Here is a 21,876-nt window from a genome sequence, read left to right on the forward strand (position 1 = left end):
CCCTCCCACAAGCCCGCTTAAGTCATTGCAGCATCACTTCAAACGCGCCGATATATGGGGTCACGATCGGCGCCGATCGTGACCCCATCGAGAATACATATTTTCGTGTTCTAGCAAATAATTAGCGGAAATTCACCGTGGTCATGGCTCGACGCCGATACGCATCGGTTATCTGATAACCGACCGCGGCAGCACATCATACGGTCGCGTCCACGAGATGGTCCGATACGGTCGAAATGAACGCACGAAGACGCCGAAGACGCCGCAAATCTCGGTGATATCCCATCCAGATATCTCGCGCGGGCGGTTGCGTCGGCATTTCCAGCCTGCGGATACCAGGGATCTGAGTGCCGACGACTCGCGGCAAGACGGCGATGCCAACGCCTTGCTTACACATGCGCCCTTGGACGTTGCGGTTATTCGATCGCAGGACCGGTCTCGCGTTGGGGAAACTCTCGATGAGCCACGCGATGTCCGGGAAGTGCCCCGTCGATGTCTCATGGGTGATCAGCCGGAAACCCGTCCCATCGCCGTATCCGGGGTCTGGCGCCTCCTCGGCGATGTAGACGCCGTATTCGAGCCTGAAGAGCCGACGCTGTACGACATCGGCAGTGTTGAACGGCACGATACGAAAAGCGACGTCGGCCTCTCGCTGTGCGAGGTTGAACTGGCGCGTGCCAGTCAGGATTTCGACGTCGACATTGGGGTAGGCCTTCGAGAAATCCGCCAGGATGGGAGGCAGGACATAGGCCCCGAACCAGTCCGCCGATGAGATGCGCAGACTGCCCTTGAGGTTCTGCTCCTGCCCCGCGAGCCGGCGCTCCATGGCCAGCGCGCCTTCTTCCATCTGCTCCGCCAGCGCGATGATCCCGTGCCCCTCTTCGGTCAGGACGAGACCGTCCGCAGTCCGCTGAAAGAGCGTGTGTCCGATCGCCTGCTCAAGCGCGCGCAGACGCCTGCCGACAGTCGGATGGCTTGTCTGAAGGGAACGCGCGGCGCCGCCGAGCGTGCCGGATCGCGCGACAGCGAGAAAGACCCTGACGTCACTCCATTCCATCGCGGCACCCGCACAAAACTGAACGCGAGGAATACAGTTTCGTCACTACAAGAACAAATCTGACCGTATAGGTTCCTGCCGAGATTTGAAGGCGCAGGTCTCCGCCCGATGCTGGCTCAATGGCCTGCGTCCGATCCCGCGCACAGTTGTCATCTGAACGGCAGGAGATGGATCATGCAGATCGGATTTATCGGTCTCGGCAGCATGGGTTCAGCCATGGCCCTGAACTTGGCGAAGGCAGGCCATGAGGTGCGAGCCTGGAACCGTAGCAGGATCGCCCAGGATCGCGTTCACGGGATAACGCTGGTCCCGCTCGCGGCGGATGCATTCCAGGCCGACGCAGTCTTCACGATGCTGTCCGACGATCCTGCCATTCGGGAGGTCATCCTCGATGCCGGGCTGCTCGCAAGGGCGCGACCGGGGCTGACCCATGTCATCACATCGACGATTTCTATCGCTTTCGCGCGAGAACTGGAGTTGCTGCACGAAAAAGCGGCCCTCGGCTATGTGTCCGCGCCGGTGCTCGGGCGACCGAACGTAGCGGCGCACGGCCAGCTCAACATCCTGGCAGCTGGGAAGGCCGATGCGATTGCCGCGGTCGAGCCGTTGCTCGCTTCGATCAGCAAGAAGGTCTGGAAGTTGGGGGAGGATCCCGCGCGCGCGAACGCTGCCAAGATCGCCTGCAACGCGATGATTGCCATGGCTATCGAGGCGATGGCTGAGGGTGTCGTGCTGATGGAGAGCGTCGGCTTGGACCGCGCGGACTTCTTTGAACTCATCCTGGGCACGCTTTTCTCGGGCCGCGTCTATGAGAGCTACAGCGCGCAGATCACGAACCGATCATTTGAGCCCGGTTTCAAAGCCAAGCTCGCGCTCAAAGACATGCGCCTGGCAATCGAGGCCGGCAACCAGACCGGGCGCACGCTCCCGATGCTTGAAGCTGTCCGCGAGGGACTTACCAGAGCTGTCTTGGCGGGCCTTGGAGAGAAGGACTGGTCGATCATGGCCGATATGACGATTCGTAACATCGCGTTCGCCGCCGCTTCTAGCGAGCACTGAGCGCTGAAAGTGAGCTTTGCTGGACCGTCACCATCGATTGGGGAGCGATCATGATCGCAACTCTGAAAGGGTTTACCCAGCAGCTGGTGCCAGTGAATGGCATCACGATCAACGCCGTTACCGGAGGCTCAGGGCCGCCGATCCTGCTCCTTCATGGTTGGCCGGAAACATGGTGGGAATGGCACCACGTGATGCCGCTGCTGGCCGAGCATTTCAGCGTGGTGGCCATGGATCTGCGCGGCGCGGGCTTTTCCGCCTGCCCGCGCGACGGCTACGACAAGGCGACGATGGCGCGCGACGCGTACGAGGTCATGGTTGCCCTCGGCCACGACCGCTACGCCGTGTGCGGACACGACATCGGCGGCATGGTGGCCTTGTCGCAGGCAGCCCGTCATCGAGAGGCTGTCACGCATCTCGCTGTCCTCGACGTTCCGCTTCCCGGCTGGACCGGGTGGGAGGCGACGATCGCGAGGCTCTGGCATTTCAGCTTTCATATGAACCGGGATCTGCCCGAGCGTCTGATCCATAGCCGCGAGTACGACTATGTTTCGACATTCATGGCTGAGCGGTTCTACGATCACAGCACCTTCAATCCGGCGGACATCGAGATCTACGCGAAAGCGATGGCGCTTCCCGGCCGCACCCGCGGCGGCATGGAATGGTATCGCACCCTCGGCGCCGACCATGCGGCTGCGCTCGAGTACAAGAAGCAGCCGCTCGAAATGCCGGTTCTCGGCCTCGGCGGAGACCAGCGATTTGGTGCGCAGATGGTGCCGATGCTCAAGGAATTCGCGATCAACGTGACGGGCGGCTCGATTGCGCGGTGCAGCCACTATGTCGCGGATGAGCGGCCGGACGAAGTCGCGGCCGCCCTGATCGATTTCCTCAAGACCAATTGAAACTCCACGCCCATGTCGTCGTCGGCCGGGCGGATCGCGATCGATCACGAAAGGAAAGCCAACATGACCGCACCCGTCCCTCGCGGGGTCAATCATATCGGCATCACGGTGCCCGACATCGAAGCAGCAAAATCGTTCCTGGTGGAAGCTTTGGGCGGCCAAGTGCTCTATCAGTCCTTCGGACCGCAGGACTCGCCGCGGCAGGGGCCCGAATTCGAGCGGGCCGTCGGCGCATTCCCTGGAACAGTCGTGCGTGGGCAGGCGATGGTCAGGATCGGAATCGGACCCGATATCGAGCTCTTCGAGATGCACGGCCCCGAACAGGCCCAGCCGGTCCGAGCGAGCGATTTCGGCATCACCCACTTCGGTCTCTACACCGACGACATCGACGCCTCGGTCGAGCGCTTCGCAAAGGCCGGCGGTACCCCCCTCACCGCGCCACGCGCCATTCCCTATGCAACCGAGAAAGGGCCGGGAAACAAGGTCTGCTACTGCCGCATGCCCTGGGGCACGACGGTGGAGTTCATCACAACGCCGGACCCAATGGCCTATCATGACCAAACTGATCTGCGCAGATGGCAGGACGAGGATTAAGTAGGAGGACAAGCGGTTTGCACTAGGAAGGCTTCCGCGATCCCGGACTCGTTGAAGCGACGCGCGCATCGATCCTGGGGTTCGCCCAGGAAGGTCGCGGCGTTCCGCGACTCAAGCCACGGCCTGCGTGTCCGCGGTAAAAACGCCGGGAGCCCGGCCGGCGAGTTTGGCCCTCGGCAGCCCACTACCGGTAAAGCATCGTCACTTTGTGAGCTGGTGGGCGCCTCGTGTGACGGTTGGGGCAGACAACAGCGCAGCGCAAGGGCCGCCAACCCGGCCCCGAGCTCGACGCCCCCGTCTTGCTCGCCACCTCTCGACCCTCTGCTCTCCGTTGGTACGAAGGCTGAAGACTGCAGCGGGCCTCGATGTCGGCCGTCGGGGCCACGATGACCCGCCCGTCGCCGAGCATGCCCGTCGCTTGCTCGAAGCGGCCGGTTCACGCGTAAGCGGCGCGGACGTCTTCAGAGGTAAACGCGAGATCTCCGTCTCATTTAAGCTATCAAGGTCGACGCACTGTCGATGCAGCCTTCATGCTGAATAAATGATCGAGTTATGTAAATAATTTACTCTGGATATTATTTGAATATCTTTGTGACCGACATCGGAACAGCAAAAAATGTGACGGCCGTTGAATAAGCGCGAAGCTATGACTGGACATGAGTACAGAGCCATGATGAAGCACCTCTCCGACGGCCTGCACCCGTCCCGTGCCCGAGCGCTGCGCGGCGTTTCCGTGCTGTCGCTCACGCTGCTGGCGGCGGGTTGTATGGCGACCGATCGTGACGCTGGGGCAATCGCCAGCGTCGCGCCGATGCACCCGAGTTTTCTCGCCATGTACGGGGCGAACCCCAGCGAGCGCTTCCCGCTGCCGGCGACCGACATCAGCGAGGTCAATCCGCGCTACTTCCGCCAGGAGGTCGCATACCCGCGCAGCGAGCCGCCGGGTACCGTGGTCGTCGATCCGGGCAACAAGTTTCTCTACCTCGTACGAGAGAACGGCCGGGCCCTGCGTTACGGCGTCGGTGTCGGCAAGGCCGGTCTCGCCTGGAACGGGACCGCCGAGATCAGGCGCAAAGCGGAATGGCCGCGCTGGACGCCGACTGCTGACATGATCCGGCGCGAGCCCGAGCGCAACGGCCCTTGGCGCAACGGCATGGCGCCGGGCCTAACGAACCCGCTCGGCCCACGCGCGCTCTACCTGTTCGACGGAGACCGGGACACCCTCTACCGCATTCACGGCACGACCGAGCCGCATACCATCGGCACGAACGTCTCGTCCGGTTGCATCCGGATGTTCAACCAGGACGTCATCAACCTCTACGAGCGCGTGCCTGTGAACACCAAGGTCGTGGTACTGCGGCCCGACGAGCACGTCGAGCCGCTAGAGGCCGTCACGACAGCGCGCGAAGAAGAGGGCCCCGACGCGGGCTGACCAGACGAGATCTTGCCGAGCGGCCAGCGCTCGGCGCGCTCGACTCGGCCGGCATCTCACGAAGCGGCGCTTCGTGGATGCGCCAACGTCAACCTTTGTGGCAGCCTTGGGTGAGCAGAGGTTTGTCGGTCTTTGCAGCCGCCCTTCTCCGAAGCAGTCGTTCCGCTTTCGGCCATCGTTGGCCGCCGACCCGCGCCCCGGCGAACGTCTCTGATGGGTGGAATGAAGATGGTCCGCTTCTGAGCTGCGGATACATCGGAGCAGACATGGCCGGTGAAGCCGCTCAGGCCACTCGGTGCAGGGACGACGGTTCGCTCGCAGGCGTTTGCTGAAACGCTGTAAGAGTGAGGGCATGAAACACATCCACTCCCACCTCTGGCCAGGGGTGCCGTTGGCCCTCGTCTCGGCCGTCTTGTTCGGTGCCTCTGCTCCGTTCGCGAAGCTTCTGCTCGGCACCGTCTCGCCGCAACTGCTTGCCGGGCTTCTCTACCTCGGCGCGGGCATCGGCCTTGCAGTTCGGCGGGTTGGCCGGGCCGCTTCTGCTGATGCTGGGGCTGTCCCACACCTCTGCCGCGTCTGGGTCGCTGTTGCTCAACCTCGAAGGGCTGGCGACTATGCTCATCGCGTGGGTGGTATTCCGGGAAAACGTTGATCGCCGTCTGATACTGGGTGCGTTCGCCATCCTCGTGGGCGCGGTCGTGTTGTCGTGGAACGGTGAGGGTGTGCGCCTCGATGCGGGCGCGGCGTTGATCGCCGTCGCCTGTCTGGCCTGGGGCATCGACAACAACCTGACCCGCAAGCTCTCCTCGTCCGATCCGGTTGTCACGGCTACGATCAAGGGGGTGGTTGCGGGCAGCGTCAACGTCGCTCTGGCGCTGATGTTGGGCGCGGCTATGCCATCCTTGGCAATGATCGGCGCAGCGGCTGTTGTCGGCTTCCTGGGCGTCGGAGTGAGCCTCGTTCTATTCATGCTGGCCTTGCGCCACCTCGGTGCGGCGCGCACTGGGGCCTACTTCTCACTTGCGCCCTTCATCGGCGCAGTGATTGCCGTCGGGCTACTGGGCGAGCCGGTGACGGTGCAGCTCGTCGTGGCCGGCGCGCTGATGGGGATGGGTCTGTGGCTGCACCTCGCAGAGCGCCACGAGCACGAGCACCTCCATGAGGCGATGGAGCACGAGCATGCCCACGTCCACGATGAGCACCATCAGCATCATCACGATGGGCCGGTGACGGAGCCCCACTCCCACTGGCACCGTCATGAGCCGCTACGGCACACCCATCCTCACTACCCGGACCTCCACCACCAGCACGGTCATGTTTGAGGGGGCTGGGAGCGGCTGCTTTCGAGATGCGGCGATAGCCGCCGCCGCGGCTGGGTTGGGTCGCTGAAGCTAGAGTCCGTCGATCAGGAGACGGACGATGAAGAAGAGCCGGTTCAGCGAAGAGCAGATCATCGGCATCCTGAAGGAGCAGCAGGCTGGGCTGCCGGTCACTGAGATCTGCCGCCGCCACGGCATCAGCGATGCGACGTTCTACACGTAGCGTTCGCGCTACGGCGGCATGGAGATCTCGGACGCGCGCCGCTTGAAGGCGCTCGACGAGGAGAACCGCAAGCTCAAGAAGCTGCTAGCCGAAGCGATGCTCGACGTGGCGACGCTGCGTGAGGCGCTGGGAAAAAACTTCTGACGCCCGGCGCACGGAGAACAGCCGTGAGCTGGGCCATCGAGGAGAAGGGCTATTCGCAGCGTCGCGCCTGAGGGCTGATCGGCTTGGAGCCGAAGACGTACCGCTACGCCTCGACCCGTGGTGACGACGCGGCCGTGCGGGTACGCCTGCGCGGCCTAGCCGGCGAGCGCCGCCGGTTCGGCTACCGGCGCCTGCTCATCCTGCTGCGGCGAGAGGGCCTCACGCTCAACCACAAGAAGCTTTTCCGGCTCTACCGAGAGGAACGGCTGTCGGTGCGCAAGCGCGGGGGTCGCAAGCGAGCACTGGGCACGCGAGCGCCGGCCGCGGTGCCGCAGGAGCCGAACCAGCGCTGGAGCCTCGACTTCGTCTCCGACACGCTCGACGACGGACGGCGCTTCCGCATCCTCGTCGTGGTCGATGACTGCACGCGGGAGTGCTTGGCACTGGTGGTCGACACGTCGCTGTCTGGACAGCGGGTCGCGCGCGAACTCGACCGGATCATCGTGGGCCGGGGCAAGCCGCTGATGATCGTCTCGGACAACGGCACCGAGTTGACCCCGCACGCCATCCTGCGCTGGCAGGAGGAGCGTACGGTTGAGTGGCACTACATCGCCCCCGGCAAGCCGCAACAAAACGGTTTGTCGAAAGCCTGAACGGGCGCTTGCGCGACGAGTGCCTGAAAGAGCATCTGTTCCGGAGCCTGTCGGCGGCCCGGACAATCATCGAGGCGTGGCGGGTCGACTACAACACATGCCGCCCCCACACGAGCCTCGGTGGGCTCACCCCGAACGCGTTTGCATCCCGGTCCCAACAGGACCAGAACCAGAACGGACTCTGGTTATGAACATGGGCAAACACGGGGCAAGGTCAATTACTATCCCGCCGCCGTCACGGGGGCGGACTTCCTGCGGGCGTCCGCGGCGCCGGCGCTCCGCGACAAGTCCGGCGGGCGGCGCGAGGCGACCGGCGAGGTGAACTTGTTGCGCGACCTTGCGCGTTGCACCTGCGGCGGTCGAATGAAGCGCGAGAACATATGCGCGACGCGCTACTTCCGGAGTCGACTCCGGCACCGCTGCGGTCCCTCGCGGACCGGCTGCGACGTCCACCTCCCGACCGCACAGGAGGCCCCGCAGGACCTCGTGCGGTTTGCACGCCGGCAGGACAGGGAAAATGTCGCGGACGGCCACCCGGCTTACGCGTCAGTTGTCAGGTATCGGACATCTTTGCGCCAGGAAGTCCGCTACTGGACAGTTCGGCCGCCCCGGCCCGGACCGCCCCCGTGAACGCCCGAACCCCGCCTTCCCTCGACGGCAACCTGCTGCTCGAAGCCCTCGACGAAGCCGACCGCGCCCTGGTCGCACCGCATGCCGAGAGACGCGAGGTCCGGCGCGGGGACGTGCTGTTCCGCGCCGGAGACGACGTCGACCACGTCAGCTTCCCCGCACACCGCTGCGTCGTCACCCTGATGGTCCCGCTGCTGGACGGGAAGTCGGTCGAGACCGCCACGGTCGGTCGCGAGGGCGCCATGGGAGGTGTCGTCAGCCACGGCTACCTGCCGGCGTTCGGGCAGGCGGTCGTCCAGGTCGGCGGCCCGGTCATCCGGATCGACGCCGCCCGCCTGTCCGAGGCCAAGCACGCGTCGAAGGGCATCCGCGACCTGTTCGTGCGCTATGCCGACTGCCTGCTCGCCCAGGTTCTGCAGTCGGTCGCCTGCAACGCCACCCATACCATCGAGCGGCGCTGCCTGCGCTGGCTCCTGACCCTGCAGGACCGGATCGGCACGCCCGAACTGCCGGTCACCCACGAGATCCTCGCCGACATGCTCGGCGTGCGCCGCGCCTACCTGACCGAGGTTCTCGGACGCATGCAACGCGACGGCCTCATCGCCATCGGCCACGGGCGCATCACCCTGCCGGACCGGGCGCGTGCCGAGGCCGGCTCCTGCGAGTGCCATGCAAGCGTCCGGCGGCATTTCTCCGAGGTCCTGGGCGCCGTCTACGGGAAGGGCGGGAGGATCGTCGCGGTCGACGAGGGGCCCGCCGTCGGCCAAATGGAGGCCGGGGCATGAGCGCCGCGCCCTCCACCGCGGGTCCGGTCCACGACCCGGAACGCCTGTCGGCCCTCGACGGCTACGACATCCTCGACACCCCGGCCGAGCGCGGCTTCGACGACATCGTCTCCCTCGCCTGCCAACTGTGCCGGACCCCGGTCGCGCTCGTCAGCCTCGTCGCCCGCGACCGGCAATGGTTCAAGGCGCGGGTCGGGTTCGACCCGTGCGAGACGCCGCTGTCGCAATCGGTCTGCGCCCACGCGCTCGGCCTCGACGACCTGCTGGTGATCCCGGACCTGACGCTCGACCCCCGCACCGCCGCCAATACCCTGGTGACCGGCGAGCCGTACCTCCGCTTCTACGCCGGCGCGCCCCTTCACAGCCCCGAGGGCGTCTCCCTCGGCACCCTGTGCGTGATCGACCACGAGCCGCGGCCCGAGGGCCTGTCGCCGGAACAGGCCGACGCGCTCCGCGCCCTGGCCCGGCAGGTCATGGTCCAGATGGAGCTCCACCGGGCGGTCATGAACCGCGGGCAGGCCCTCGCCGCCAAGGGCAGGGCCGAGGAGCAGATGCGGCTCGCCACGGCCGCGGCCGGCATCGGCGTCTGGGACCTCGACGTGCCGACCGGCGAACTGCGCTGGGACGCGCGCGTCCGGGAGCTCTTCGGCGTCCCCGAGCGCGGCGCCGTCTCCTATGAGGCGTCGTTCCTGCCGAACCTGCACCCGGAAGACCGCGACCGCACCGACGCCGCCGTGCAGGCCGCCCTCGACCCCCTGGGTACGCTCCAGTTCGACATCGAGTACCGGGTGCTGGCCGCCGACACCGGCGAGGAGCGCTGGCTCGCCGCCCGTGGGCAAGGCTTCGTCGAGGACGGGCGGACGGTCCGGTTCATCGGCACCGTCCGGGACGTCACCCGGCGCAGGGCCGCCCTCGCGTCCCTCTCCGAGACCGAGGAGCGCTATCGCCTCGCGGCGCGCGCGACCACCGACGCGATCTGGGACTGGAACCTGGCGGCGAACCACGTCCATTGGAACGAGTCCCTGGAAACGGCCTACGGGCACGCGCCGGACACGGTCGAACCGACCGGCGACTGGTGGATCGCGCACATCCATCCCGACGACCGCGCCCGCGTCGATGCTTCCATCCACGCGGTCATCGACGGGTCGGGCAACACGTGGTCCGGAGCTTACCGGTTCCTGCGCGCCGACAGAGGCTACGCCGAGGTGCTCGACCGCGGCTACGTGATCCGGGACGAGGCTGGCCGGGCGTGCCGCATGATCGGGGCCATGCTCGACCTGACCGACCTGCGGGCGACCGAGAACCGGTTGCGCGAGAGCGAGCGGCAGTTGCGCCTGGAGCGCGGCCTGCTGCGCTCGGTGTTCCAACAGGCGCCGGTCGGGATCTCGGTCACCGACGCCACCGCGATGTGGACCACCCTCGTCAACGACCGCGCCAAGGCGATGTCCGGGGACGGCGCAGGCGGCCTGCCGTACGGGCACGACGGGAACGGCGCGCTCAGGCCGGACGGCAGCCCCTGCGCCCCCGCCGATTACCCGACCGCCCGCACGCTGCTCAAAGGCGAGACGGTGCACGCGGAACTCATGCGCCACCGCGACGGCGCGACCGGCGGGACACGCCGGTACGAGGTGTCGAGCGCGCCGGTCCGCGGCGAGGACGGTCGCCTCCTCGCCGCCGTGACGATCCTGGTGGACGTCGAGGACCGGTTGCAGGCCGAGGCACGGGCCGCGCGGCTCGCGGCCATCGTCGAGCAATCCGGCGACTTCATCGGCATCGCGGACCCGACGGGACGGGGCGAGTACCTGAACCCGGCGGGCCGGCGCATGGTCGGGTTTCCGGACGGGGCCGACATCGCCGCCATGCGGGTCGGCGACTTCTTCGCCGCGGAGGACCTACCCTTCGTCGAGGACACCATCCTGACCCGGGTCGTCGCCGGCGGGAGCTGGGCGGGCGACTTCAACTTCCAGCACCTCGCCACCGGCGAACCGGTGCCGGTGCATTACCACCAGTTCCCCCTGCGGGGTGCGGACGGCGCCTTCGCGGGCTTCGCGACGGTCTCCCGGGACATCGCCGACCGCAAGCGGGCGGAGGCCCTGCAGGAGTTGCTCAACAACGAGCTCTCGCACCGGATGAAGAACCTGATGGCCATGGTGCAGGCCATCGCGGCCTCGACGCTGCGGGGGGCGACCGACGTCGAGGCCGCCCGCGAGGTCCTGGCCGGACGCTTGGTCGCGCTGGGCAAGGCGCACGACATCCTCCTCGGCGGGGTCGCCGAGGGCGCCAAGCTGGACGCGGTCGTGCGCCAGGGCGTCGGGGTGCAGGAGGTGGCGGGCCGGGTCGCCTACGAGGGTCCCGACATCGAGGTCGGCTCCAAGCCCGCGCTGGCCCTGGCGTTGACCCTGCACGAACTGACGACGAACGCGGTGAAGTACGGGGCGCTCTCGGTGCCCGACGGACGGGTCACCGTGGAGGCGACCGTGCTCGACACCCCGGAGGGGCCGCGCCTGCGCATCGCCTGGACCGAGCGAGGTGGGCCCCCGGTGGCGCCACCATGGCAAAAAGGGTTCGGCTCGCGGCTGATCGAGAGGAGCCTCACGGCGCAGGTCGGCGGGACACTGGCCATGGACTACGCGCCCGCGGGGCTGCGTTGCGTGATGGAATCAAGCCTCTCTGAATTCCAGTCCACCACGTGACGGGCCGGCCGCAATCGCTGCGCCCGGACGGATCTCTCCCGCAGCCCCCGGCCGGCGGGCGACCGTGACCGCCCGGGACGCAAGCCGACATACCGCCGTCACAGGCTGAGCGGGTCGGTCGAGGCCTGTTCGAGCCTTCAGGCCCTGCCGACCGGCCGCATGTCGGTGGCGGCCGCGAACGAGGTGAACCGGTCCGGGCCGTCGAGGGGCACGTCTAGACTGCAGCGCAGGCCGTCGTGAGCGAACTCCAGGCTGACCGTGCCGCCGAGATCGCGGCTGACGCCGCCCGTGATCAGGCGCGTGCCGAAGCCGCGCTTGCCCGTCTCCCGCACCGGAGGGCCGCCGCTCTCCCGCCATTCCAAGACGAGCCGCCTCGCGCCGCTCTCGCCGCCGACGACCTTCCAGGCGATGTCGACCCGGCCCATGTCGTTCGAGAGGGCGCCGTACTTGGCCGCGTTGGTCGTGAGCTCGTGCACCGTCATCCCGAGCGCCAGGACGTAGCGCGGCGGCAGGTCGAGGTCGGTGCCGTCCAAGCCGAAGCGGTATTCCTCGTCGTCCCGGAAGGGGGCGAGTTCGTTCTCCAGCACCGCGCGCAGCGAGGCGCCCTCCCAGTTGTCGCGCGAGAGCAGGTCGTGGGTTTTCGACAGGGACAGAATGCGCCCCTCCAGCCGCTCGCCGCGGTCCTCGTCGCGACGGGCCTGCCGCGCCAAGGACTGCACGGTCGTCAGTGTGTTGCGCACGCGGTGGTTCAACTCGTGCAGCATCATCGTCTGCCGCTCCTGCAGGACGCGGCTGCGGGCGACCTCCTCGCGCAACTCGCCCTCGTGCCGCTGGAGCGACGCGGCCATGGCGTCGAACGCCTCACCGAGTTGGCCGAACTCGTCGCGCCCCGACAAGCCGGTCCGCGTCCCCAACTCGCCGGCCCGCCACGCCCCGGACGCCCCGAGCAGGCGCCGCACGGGCCGGCGGATGAAGGCGCGGCCGGCCAGGAGCGCGGCCGCCACTGCGAGGACCGCGCCGAGGCCGATCAGCACGATCCCGCGGCGGGTGGCGGCATCGATGTCAGCGAACGCGGTCGCGGGCGATAGGCCCACCGCCACCGTCATGCCGTCGAGGTCCCCGGAGGCGCCTCCGGCCACGGCCGTGATCCGCGGGTTGCCCCTCAACCCGGGGAGGTCCGCGACCTTGCCCCGGTTGCCGTTCAGCGCCGTCCAGTAGGCCGCGGGAAGCGGCTTTCCGGCCCAGGCCTCGTGGTCGGGCAGGCGGACGAGGATCTTGCCCTGCCGGTCCGCGACCGTGAGGGCGGCGTCGGGTGGCAGACCGGCGTCTGACTGGCGGGCGGCAAGGTAGGTCAGGTCGATGCTGGTGATGACGATGCCGTCGGGGCGGCCGTCGCCGTCGTCGTCGGCGATGGCCTGCGCGAACTGGACGGTGGGGCGGCCGGTGACGCGGCCGGATACGACCTCGCCGATGGCGAAGCCGCCGGTGCGCATCGCCTCTTGGAAGTAGGACCGGTCGGAGACCGTGTAGGCCCCCGGCGCCGACCTCAGGGTGTTGCACCGGATGCGCCCGTCCGCGTCGGCGACGCCGAAGAAGAACGAGCCGGGGACCTTGCCGCCGACCGTCGCGAGGTATGCCGTGCAGGCGCGGGCGTCCTGGCCGCGGACCTCGGCCACGCCGGCCAGGATGCTGAGGATCTGCCTCGCCCCGCGCCCGAACTGACCGAGGTCGGCCGCAGCGGCTCGCGCGCCGCGCATGGCGTCGTTCCGGACGGCCTCGGTGCGGGCGGCGCGGAGCGCGTACTCGTTGTAGCCCTGGACGGCCAACGCGGGGATCAACGCCAGAACGACCAGGCCTACGATACGCTTCGTCAGTGACATCGAGTTCCCGGGGCTGGTGAAGCCCGTCGTGTCCCGGGTTCCGGCACCGAACTAGGTCGGGTCGGCCGCACGGCTATGGCAAGCCATAGAACCGGAGGCGACCGGGGATCCGTGGTCTCAACGTTCTGACAAGCCTATCTGGGTTCGACCCCACCTGGACCTGCGAGATTGCTCGCCCGATGCTCGGGAGCGGACGATCCCACCAGCGTTCCCGCCAGTCGCCCCGTCCGTAGGGAAGGGTCAGCCGAGGCTGCCGAACCCGGTCGTGTCCCGCGTCCATGCCAGGGCCTGCTCGCTCAGGCTGATGCCCAGGCCGGGTCGCGTCGGCACCAGCATCCGCCCGTTCTGCAGTTCCAGGCGCTCGTTGAACAGCGGCTCCAGCCACTCGAAATGCTCCACCCAGGGCTCCCGCTGCAGCGCCGCGGCGAGGTGGATGTGCAATTCCATCGAGAAGTGCGGGGCGATGGTCATGCCGGCGAACTCGGCGAGCGTCGCGACCTTCAGGTAGGGGGTGATGCCGCCGACGCGGGGGGCATCCGGCATCAGGAAGTCGGCGCCGTTCTGGCGGATGAAATCCCAGTGCTCGGAGACGCTCGTGAGCATTTCGCCGGTGGCGATCGGCGTGTCGAGGGCGGCGGCGAGCGCCGCGTGGCCGGCCGCGTCGTAGCAATCGAGGGGCTCCTCGATCCAGATCAGGTTGAACTGCTCGAAGATCCGGCCCATCCGCATGGCGGTCGGCCGGTCCCATTGCTGGTTGGCATCGACCATGAGCGGGAACGCGTCGCCCAGATGCTCCCGGACGCGGGAGACCCGCTTGATGTCGAGCGCCCAATCCGGCTGACCGACCTTGAGCTTGATGCCGCCGATCCCCTTCTCGCGGGAGTGGTCGGTGTTGACCAGAAGCTCCTCCAACGGGGTGTGCAGAAAGCCGCCGGAGGTGTTGTAGCAGCGCACGCTGTCGCGCTGCGCCCCGAGGAGCTTGGCGAGCGAGAGGCCGGCGCGCTTAGCCTTCAGGTCCCAGAGTGCCACGTCGAAGGCGCCGATCGCCTGGACGGCGAGGCCGCTGCGGCCGACCGAGGCGCCGGCCCAGGCGAGCTTGTCCCAAGCCTTGGCGATGTCGCTCGGGTCCTCCCCGAGGAGCGCGGGAGCGATCTCGCAGGCATGGGCGAACTGACCGGGCCCGCCGGCCCGCTTCGAGTAACTGATTCCGAGGCCGCGATGCCCGTCGCCAGTCTCAACCTCGCAGAATAGGATCGCGATCTCGGTCATCGGCTTCTGACGGCCGGTCAGCACCTTGGCGTCGCTGATCGGCGTTTTGAGCGGCAGGTAGACGGAGCGCAGGCGGATGCCCGTGACGGTGTCCTGAGCCATGATGTCCTCCAGAGTTGGGATGGGGCGCTCAGGCCCGGGCGGTGCCGACGTCGCGTGGCAGGGCAGGCTCGGCATCTGCAGGGCGCTCGTCGCTACGGATCTCCAGGCGGTTCAGCGGTCCGACGATCAAGAGGTAGGAGAGAGCACCGATCAGAGCGACCACGCCGATGTAGACGAGGGCGAGGTCGAAGGAGCCCATCTCCTTGACGGTGATCCCGATGGCGAGCGGAGTGACGATGCTGGCGAGGTTGCCGCACAGATTGAAGATGCCGCCGCTGACGCCCATGATCTGCTTGGGTGACACGTCACCGACGATGCACCAGCCGAGGTTGCCGATGCCCTTGGCGAAGAAGGCGACGCTCATCACCACGATCACGAACACGTCGGACTGGACGTAGTTGGCGAGCACGATGGTCGAGGAGAATAGCAGGCCGACGATGATTGGCGTCTTGCGCGCCGTCGTGAGGCTGAAGCCGCGCCGGAGCATCCAGTCGGACCACAGGCCGCCGGCGAGGCCACCGAGGAAGCCGCAGATCGCCGGGATCGCCGCCACGAGGCCGACCTTGAGGATCGACATGCCCCGAGCTTCGAGCAGGTAGGTCGGGAACCACGTGAGGAAGAACCACGTGATCGTGGTGAGGCAGAACTGGCCGATATAGATACCGACCATCATCCGGTTGCTGATGAGAGCCTTGACCTCTGACCAGCGGCTGCGGTCGCGTTTGTCGCCCATATTGGGCAGGCCGCCGCCGGCCTCGATGTAGTCGAGTTCGCCCTGGTTCACGCCCCGGTGATTGCGCGGTTCGTGGACGTTGAGCAGCCACACGACGCCCAGCACGATGCCGACGCCGCCGGCCCAGTAGAAGATCGCCTGCCAGCTATGGGCGTGCAGGATCCACGTCATGATCGGCGTGAAGACGGCCAGGGCGAAATACTGTGCCGACTGGAAGATCGAGGTCGCGAAGGCCCGCTCCTTCGTCGGAAACCACATCACCGTCAGGCGACTGTTGGCCGGAAAGGCGGGGGCCTCCGCGATGCCCATCAGGAAACGCAGGGCGAAGAGCGCGAGGAAGGTGAACGAGACGGCGTGGACGAGGCCGTGCATCATCGTCAGGGCCGACCACAGGATGAGGCCGATGCCATAGACGAGGCGAGCACCGTATTTGTCGAGCACCCAGCCACCGGGCACCTGCATCGCCGTGTAGGCCCAGCCGAAGGCCGAGAAGGCGAGACCCATCGTAATCGCATCGAAGCCGAACTCGCCGCGCATCGCCGGAGCGGCAACGGACAAAGTGGCACGATCCACGTAGTTGAAGGTCGTTGCGAGGAAGATGAGCGCCAGGATGATGTATCTGACGTTGGTCTTCTTCAGGGCTTGCCCTGCCTGAGCCATGGCGTTCCTCCGATGTCGAGGCCAGTCTCATCGCTCACGGAGCAACGGCAGCCTTCCTTCGACATCACAGGTGACTGAGGGCAGTTTTGACGTCCAACGCCATTTTTAGATCGATTATTGTTCAATCGACATCAATATCGAGATCCCTCTGGGATTTGGCAGTCCCAAACTGCCTTCGAGCGTCCGCTTTCTGGCGATTCGGTCCGAAGGCTGTCAGTCGAGGATCCACCCAACCTGGTCCTTCAGAAGCGGCGGAGGACGAGGGCAGGATTGGCCGGAGGCAACCGCCCCGCCAATATGCAGCACTTCAAAAGACGCAGCGCGTACTGGACCTAGCCCTGGGCGGCCAGCGCGAAGATGTGCACCAGCACGACTACGCCCACGATCCGCTTCGTCAGCGATATCGAGCTCCCGGGCTTGGTGAAGCCCATCGTGTCCCGGGACCCGGCCACCGAACTAGGTCAGGCAGGCCCCAAGCCCTAGGGTGGCGCTCGGGTCCTGTCGCCCGGGGGCGGGCGTTGATCGGGGGCGATACGGTCCCGGCGACTGCGTGGATCGCAACGTTCACACATCCGCGTTCGGCCTCGTTCGATACCAGTTGCGCACTAGCTGATGGCGCGGCGCGCACGACGCGCTCAAGTCTTCGAGGAAACGCTCAATGCTCAGGATCGCCGTCCCCGCCGTGGCGCTCGCCATGGTCGCCGTCACGCCCGCCTTCGCGCTCGAAGTGACGAAGAGCGTGATGGTCCCCGCGTTGCCCGAGGCGGTCTGGAAGACGGTCGGCGGGTTCTGCGGTATCGGCGACTGGCACCCCGTCATCGAGAAGTGCGTGCTGTCGAAGAAGGGCGGCAAGGAGGAGCGCACCCTCTCGCTGAAGGGTGGCGGCACCATCGTCGAGCAGGAGCAGTCCCGCAACGACAGCAAGATGGACTACACCTACACGATCCTCTCGGGGCCGCTCCCGGTCGAGGACTACAAGTCCACGATCATGGTCGAGAAGGACGGCAGCGGGTCCAAGGTGACCTGGACCGGCAACTTCAAGGCCAAGGGCGCTTCCGACGACAAGGCGAAAGAGGCCATTGCCGGCGTCTACGACGCGGGCCTGAAGGGCATTGCCGCCAAGGCGAAGTGAGCGGCTCGGGCCGGAACACCGAGCTCAACCGCTCCTGTTCCGGCTTCGCCATTCGTTCCGACGGGCCGTGCAATGCCCCGGGGGGCGTGAAGCCCGTAGAACCCCGCGGGCAGCCACAAACCAGGTCAGATCGGCCACATGGCGGTCGCAAGCCGCACACGGCCGCATTCTCCGTGGCGCCTTCCTCACGCAGCCGTGCATCGAGGGCACGGTAAAACCCCGCGCGGTTGGGCGTAAGGATGTAGGAGTGCAGGTCGGAGACGGTGGCGCTCGTGGTCGGCGCGCCGAGGACGCTCTCTTGCATGGCGATCCGAGAGCTGCGCGGGTCTCGCCGGTCGCGGTATCGGTTCGTCGTTTCGAAAAGTCGCCCGGCCGCCCGACGTCGCCGTTTTGGAGAAGCTCAGGATCCGACTTCATGAACGCACATGACTTACGCCTTCGGCTGCTCGCCGTCGGGGCCTTCGTCGTCGGATGGCCTGCGGTCGTGAACGCCGCACCGACCGTCTATCCCCGAGGCGTGACGATCCACGACGGGGATGCCGCGTACCCGACCGACGTCATGTTCAGCGCTGCGGACGGGAACAGTTACCTGATCGACATGGACGGAAAGGTGCTCAAGACGTGGCCCCACAAGGGGGAACCGGCGAAGATCGTCGATCCGGCCTTGATCGGCGGTCGCAAGGGTGTCGTCGGCTTTCCCCTGGACCTCGTCGATAGCGATGCCATTCCGGGCCTCGATGGCGTCGGCCTCGTTCCGGGACAGGCGACGAAGAAGGTCGACAAGACCTTCGGATTGGTCACCTGGGACGGCAAGGTGCTCTGGCAATGGAGCGGCCCCGCCTCGGTCGGCGCGGCGCTCCAGCATCACGACTGGGATAGGCTGCCAAACGGGAACATGCTGATCCTCTCCTACGTGATGAGGGACAACAAGGCATTCTCGACGGGTAAGATCGTCGACGACATGCTCTACGAGGTGGATCAGGACGGAAAGGTGGTCTGGTCCTGGTCGGCGACCGACCATCTAAGGGAATTCGGCTTCACGGCTGATCAGCTCAAGCTTGTCCATGCAAGCACGAGCCCGGACTATCTTCACGTCAATGCGGCTGTCGCGCTCGGTCCCAATCACTGGGAGAAGGCGGGCGACAAGCGCTTTGCCGCAGACAACATCATCTTCAGTTCGCGCAATGCCAATCTCATCGCGATCATCTCCCGGGAGACAGGCCACGTTGTGTGGCGCATGGGGCCGAACCTGCCGCCCCAGGCCCAAGGGCGGACTGCGGCCAAACTCCCGCGACCCGTGGACCAGACGAGCGGCCAGCACGACGTCCACATGATCCCCGACGGCCTGCCTGGCGCAGGCAACCTTCTGGTGTTCGACAACGAAGGGGAGGCCGGCTACCCGCCGGTCCCTCGTCCTCTGCTCGGTGGCTCGCGTATACTGGAGATCGATCCCGTCGCCGACACCGTCGTCTGGCAATATGTCGGCTCGATGAGTGACCGGCCGAACTGGACGTTCTTCAGCCCGTTCATCAGCAGTGCGCAACGCCTTCCGAATGGCAATACGCTGATCGACTAAGGAAGTAACGGTCGCTTCTTCCAAGTCACCCCGACCGGAAAGATAGTTTGGGAATACGTATCGCCCTATGAAGGCCACGCGCCGGGCTCATCCTCGGCTCGCGGCAACCTTGTCTACCGTGCGCAGGCGGTGCCCCGGAACTGGGTTTCCTCCGACGCACATAACTGACCGCAACCCGTCCGCGCTCTGCCCTCGCGTAGTTTCAACGTCGAACGGAGCGCGCGTCCCGACCAACTCGAGGTGATACCGTAAGGCGCGAGCCCTTTGCAGGGATGACCAGTCGAGACTGCTTGCTACCGCCGGACATCCATTCAGATCAGAACGAGCCCGGCCTTCGATTCTATGGCCGGGCACGTTTTCACCGTGGCGCAGACGTCAGCCGCAGCGGCGTGTGCGAGTGATGATCACGCGGCCGCCAGGACCGCGCCGCTTGGTCACCACGGTACGACAGGCAGGTCGACGAACCACGACGGTCCGTGACACGACCCGAGCTTGAACGATCCCCGTCGGGGAGACCACGGCCGCAGGCGAGGAGAGAGGCAGGGCGTTGGCAGGCAGGGTGCTCGCGAGACCGATGACGGCGACGGCGAGTCCGAGTGCGCGCATGAGCGATGCTCCTTTGCTGAGGGGCCGGCCGTGTCCCATGCCAGGTATCAACGAGGTCTAAACGACCGGCGGCTCCTCCTGTCGGTGGGAGGCTCCGATGCCGCGGGCGTAGGAGCGTAACACGCAGGAAACGAAACTCGGCCCCTCGACGGTCAGGCTGATTTCGGACTGACGGACCATGCTGGGAAAGCTCGGATATCGACGATCGATTGAATGCCGCTCACAGCCGCGTCCGTCTCGTTCGCCCTCTATCTCATGGCGATGCCGGGCGGCTCGATCGCGTAGCGTGTCGTGGCCTGCGTCGCCCGACCGTATTCCGGGTGCGGGGCTCCTCCCAGGACGGTGTGGTTGCCGCCTTCTCTGCCGGTGACCCCGGTCAGCAGCGGCGACCCGCTCGGCCCGGCTCTTCATCACGCGCACGACTGCGGGTGCGAACTTGAACCGGGTTGATTGGAACGGCTCCGCTTGCTGCGCGTCGTTCGAACCAGGTGGACGTCTGGATTGTCACCGGCCGCAACGTTTTCCGGCGGCAGCGGCTTCCGGCGGTGCGTTGCCGGACCGCATCGCGTGATCCCATGGGCCCGGGGCGCCGGTGATCACCATGTCAGCGAGAGCTGCGCACCGAGAGGACGACGATGACCAAGCGCGATCTGCTGAGGGGCGTTGCAATAGCCGCCTTTCTCGGGATCTCCCCCGCGCTGCTCGCCCAGCCGGCCCGACGGCACCGGGCTCCCGCCGATAAGGCCAAGCGGCTCAACCTGCTGTTCATCACGGTCGACGACATGGACGTGTCGTTACCCGGCTTCATGGGCAACACGGCAGGGCTGACCCCGCACCTCGACGCGCTTGCGGCGCGCTCGCACTGCTTCGCGAACAACCGCACGGTCGTACCGATCTGCATGCCCTCGCGCGAGGCATTCATGAGCGGGTTGCTTCCGCAGCACAGCGGCGGAACCGGCTTCATCCCGATGAAGCAGGGCACGCCCACCCTCACCTCCATCCTGAGGGACGAGGGCTACTACACGGCCGCCAGCCACAAGATCAGCCACATGCGCCCGGCGAGCTCGTTCCCTTGGCTCGGGCAGGAGGAAGGGACCGACCGCCACCCGCTGGTCCACGCCGCCGCCTTCCAGGTCGCCATGATGGAGGCCGAGGCGCAGGGCAAGCCCTTCTTCGTCCAGTGCAACATCAACGATCCGCACCGTCCCTTCTACGGCAGCCCGCAGGCGGCGCGGAAGGACCACGGCCAGCAGGGTGTGTACCAAGTGGCCAAGCCGGTGACCGCCGCCGATGTGACGATACCTCCCAACCTCGATGACCTGCCGAAGGTGCGCGAGGAGGTGGCCCAATACTGGAACAGCGCGCAGCGCATGGACGTCGCAATCGGCCATATCCTCGACGCGCTCCAGGAGTCGGGACACGCCGGGAACACGTTGGTCGTCTTCATGAACGATCACGGCATGCCGTTCCCGTTCGCCAAGGCGACCTGCTACGACCACGGCTCGCGCGAGCCGGTGCTGTTGTGCTGGCCCGGCATGGGTCCGCCGAAGCGGTTCGACAACCGGACCACCAACGTCGACCTGCTGCCGACGCTGCTCGAGATCCTTGGCATCGAGACGAAGGCGACGTTCGACGGTCGCTCGTGGGCGCCGATCCTCCGCGGCGAGACCGTGCCCGATCCCGAATTCGTCGTCACCTACGTCAACGAGGTGTCGAACGGCATGGCCTACCCCTCACGCGGCCTTCAGGACGCGCGCTGGTCGCTGATCTTCAACGCCTGGTCCGACGGTAAGCTCGCGGTGCGCCTCGAAAGCATGGGCGGCCTGACCTTTCCCGCCATGGAGGAGGCTGCGAAGACGGATCCGGCGATGGCCGCACGCGTCAAGCAGTATGTCTACGGGGTGCCCCTCGCCCTCTACGACCTGCAGGAAGACCCCGGGCAGCGGCACAACCTGATCGATGATGCGCGGCACGCCGCGCGAGTGGCACGGATGCAGACGGCTCGATTGAAAGCGCGAACTCAGAGGGCAGTACGGCTTCCGGTCAGATTGACGATAATTCTAGCGTCCGGGCGCACCGAATCGTTGGAAGCTTTGTTGGCGCGACGAAGGAATGATCGATTACTACTTCGAAGAGGACGCGGTGTAGACGTCATACCTTACCGAAGGAATGGAGCACAGCTCGGCGAACACCGGGGCAGCCGCCGTCGAAGGTGGCTGCGGCTTGGCATCCGACAAGGTGCCCTATGTCGCGGCAATGAAACCGCCGAGCTTACGGCGGACAGCACCCGAATTTGAATCGAGATGCTGAAACGAGCGGCGTGCAAGGGCTGTCATACATCCTTCCTGGTGGACGGGATGAAACTTCCAGGATCCATGACGGCTTCGCATTCCTCGAAGGCAGGAGCGGCCCAGGGAACCCCGTCTTTTG

At 66.4% G+C, this 21,876-nt stretch carries 13 protein-coding genes and 2 pseudogenes; 11 read left to right on the forward strand and 4 right to left on the reverse strand.

Annotated elements, in window-relative coordinates; genetic code table 11:
* Nucleotides 1–196: 196 nt before the first annotated feature.
* Nucleotides 197–1,057, reverse strand: coding sequence for a LysR family transcriptional regulator (locus MMR14E_RS04230; RefSeq protein ID WP_331312952.1), 861 nt, complete (start codon nt 1,055–1,057; stop codon nt 197–199).
* A gap of 174 nt (nt 1,058–1,231) precedes the next feature.
* Between MMR14E_RS04230 and MMR14E_RS04235 the strand changes: the two genes are divergently transcribed.
* From MMR14E_RS04235 to MMR14E_RS04270, 8 genes and pseudogenes are all read left to right on the forward strand, one after another.
* On the forward strand, nt 1,232–2,116 hold the full coding sequence (locus MMR14E_RS04235; protein ID WP_331312953.1) for an NAD(P)-dependent oxidoreductase: 885 nt from the start codon (nt 1,232–1,234) through the stop codon (nt 2,114–2,116).
* Nucleotides 2,117–2,166: 50 nt separating this feature from the next.
* A complete protein-coding gene (locus MMR14E_RS04240; protein WP_331312954.1) occupies nt 2,167–3,015 on the forward strand; it encodes an alpha/beta hydrolase in 849 nt (282 codons plus the stop codon).
* Nucleotides 3,016–3,078: 63 nt separating this feature from the next.
* The gene (locus tag MMR14E_RS04245; protein ID WP_331312955.1) at nt 3,079–3,609 is read left to right on the forward strand and encodes a VOC family protein; all 531 of its coding nucleotides are present in this window, start codon (nt 3,079–3,081) and stop codon (nt 3,607–3,609) included.
* 766 nt (nt 3,610–4,375) lie between these two features.
* The gene (locus tag MMR14E_RS04250; RefSeq protein WP_331312990.1) at nt 4,376–5,041 is read left to right on the forward strand and encodes a L,D-transpeptidase; all 666 of its coding nucleotides are present in this window, start codon (nt 4,376–4,378) and stop codon (nt 5,039–5,041) included.
* 352 nt (nt 5,042–5,393) lie between these two features.
* Nucleotides 5,394–6,363: pseudogene (locus MMR14E_RS04255) on the forward strand (DMT family transporter).
* A 97-nt stretch (nt 6,364–6,460) separates the two neighbouring features.
* Nucleotides 6,461–7,571 (forward strand): annotated as a pseudogene (locus MMR14E_RS04260) (IS3 family transposase).
* Nucleotides 7,572–8,006: 435 nt separating this feature from the next.
* Nucleotides 8,007–8,795 carry a Crp/Fnr family transcriptional regulator gene (locus tag MMR14E_RS04265; protein WP_331312956.1) on the forward strand — a complete coding sequence of 263 codons (789 nt, stop codon included), beginning with the start codon at nt 8,007–8,009 and terminating at the stop codon, nt 8,793–8,795.
* A complete protein-coding gene (locus tag MMR14E_RS04270) occupies nt 8,792–11,488 on the forward strand; it encodes a PAS domain-containing protein (RefSeq protein WP_331312957.1) in 2,697 nt (898 codons plus the stop codon). The genes MMR14E_RS04265 and MMR14E_RS04270 overlap by 4 nt, the downstream gene beginning before the upstream one ends.
* Nucleotides 11,489–11,625: 137 nt before the next feature.
* On the opposite strand, the gene MMR14E_RS04275 is transcribed toward MMR14E_RS04270, so the two are convergent.
* The 3 genes from MMR14E_RS04275 to MMR14E_RS04285 all read right to left on the reverse strand — a co-directional run bounded on the left by MMR14E_RS04275 (nt 11,626) and on the right by MMR14E_RS04285 (nt 16,132).
* A complete protein-coding gene (locus tag MMR14E_RS04275) occupies nt 11,626–13,368 on the reverse strand; it encodes a sensor histidine kinase (RefSeq protein WP_331312958.1) in 1,743 nt (580 codons plus the stop codon).
* Between the two features lie 240 nt (nt 13,369–13,608).
* A complete protein-coding gene (locus MMR14E_RS04280) occupies nt 13,609–14,739 on the reverse strand; it encodes an L-talarate/galactarate dehydratase (RefSeq protein ID WP_331312959.1) in 1,131 nt (376 codons plus the stop codon).
* Nucleotides 14,740–14,767: 28 nt separating this feature from the next.
* A complete protein-coding gene (locus tag MMR14E_RS04285) occupies nt 14,768–16,132 on the reverse strand; it encodes an MFS transporter (protein WP_331312960.1) in 1,365 nt (454 codons plus the stop codon).
* A 658-nt stretch (nt 16,133–16,790) separates the two neighbouring features.
* Here MMR14E_RS04285 and MMR14E_RS04290 point away from each other — a divergent pair.
* The 3 genes from MMR14E_RS04290 (at nt 16,791) to MMR14E_RS04300 (ending at nt 21,743) form a co-directional block, all read left to right on the forward strand.
* Nucleotides 16,791–17,264: an SRPBCC family protein gene (locus tag MMR14E_RS04290; protein WP_331312961.1), complete on the forward strand. Its 474-nt coding sequence runs from the start codon at nt 16,791–16,793 to the stop codon at nt 17,262–17,264.
* Between the two features lie 415 nt (nt 17,265–17,679).
* Nucleotides 17,680–18,840 (forward strand): aryl-sulfate sulfotransferase, encoded by a 1,161-nt coding sequence (locus MMR14E_RS04295; protein ID WP_331312962.1) that lies wholly within the window; start codon nt 17,680–17,682, stop codon nt 18,838–18,840.
* Nucleotides 18,841–20,081: 1,241 nt separating this feature from the next.
* A complete protein-coding gene (locus MMR14E_RS04300; protein WP_331312963.1) occupies nt 20,082–21,743 on the forward strand; it encodes a sulfatase in 1,662 nt (553 codons plus the stop codon).
* Nucleotides 21,744–21,876 lie beyond the last annotated feature (133 nt).

Origin of the sequence: Methylobacterium mesophilicum, from assembly GCF_036441335.1 — a bacterium.
Taxonomy (GTDB): domain Bacteria; phylum Pseudomonadota; class Alphaproteobacteria; order Rhizobiales; family Beijerinckiaceae; genus Methylobacterium; species Methylobacterium mesophilicum_B.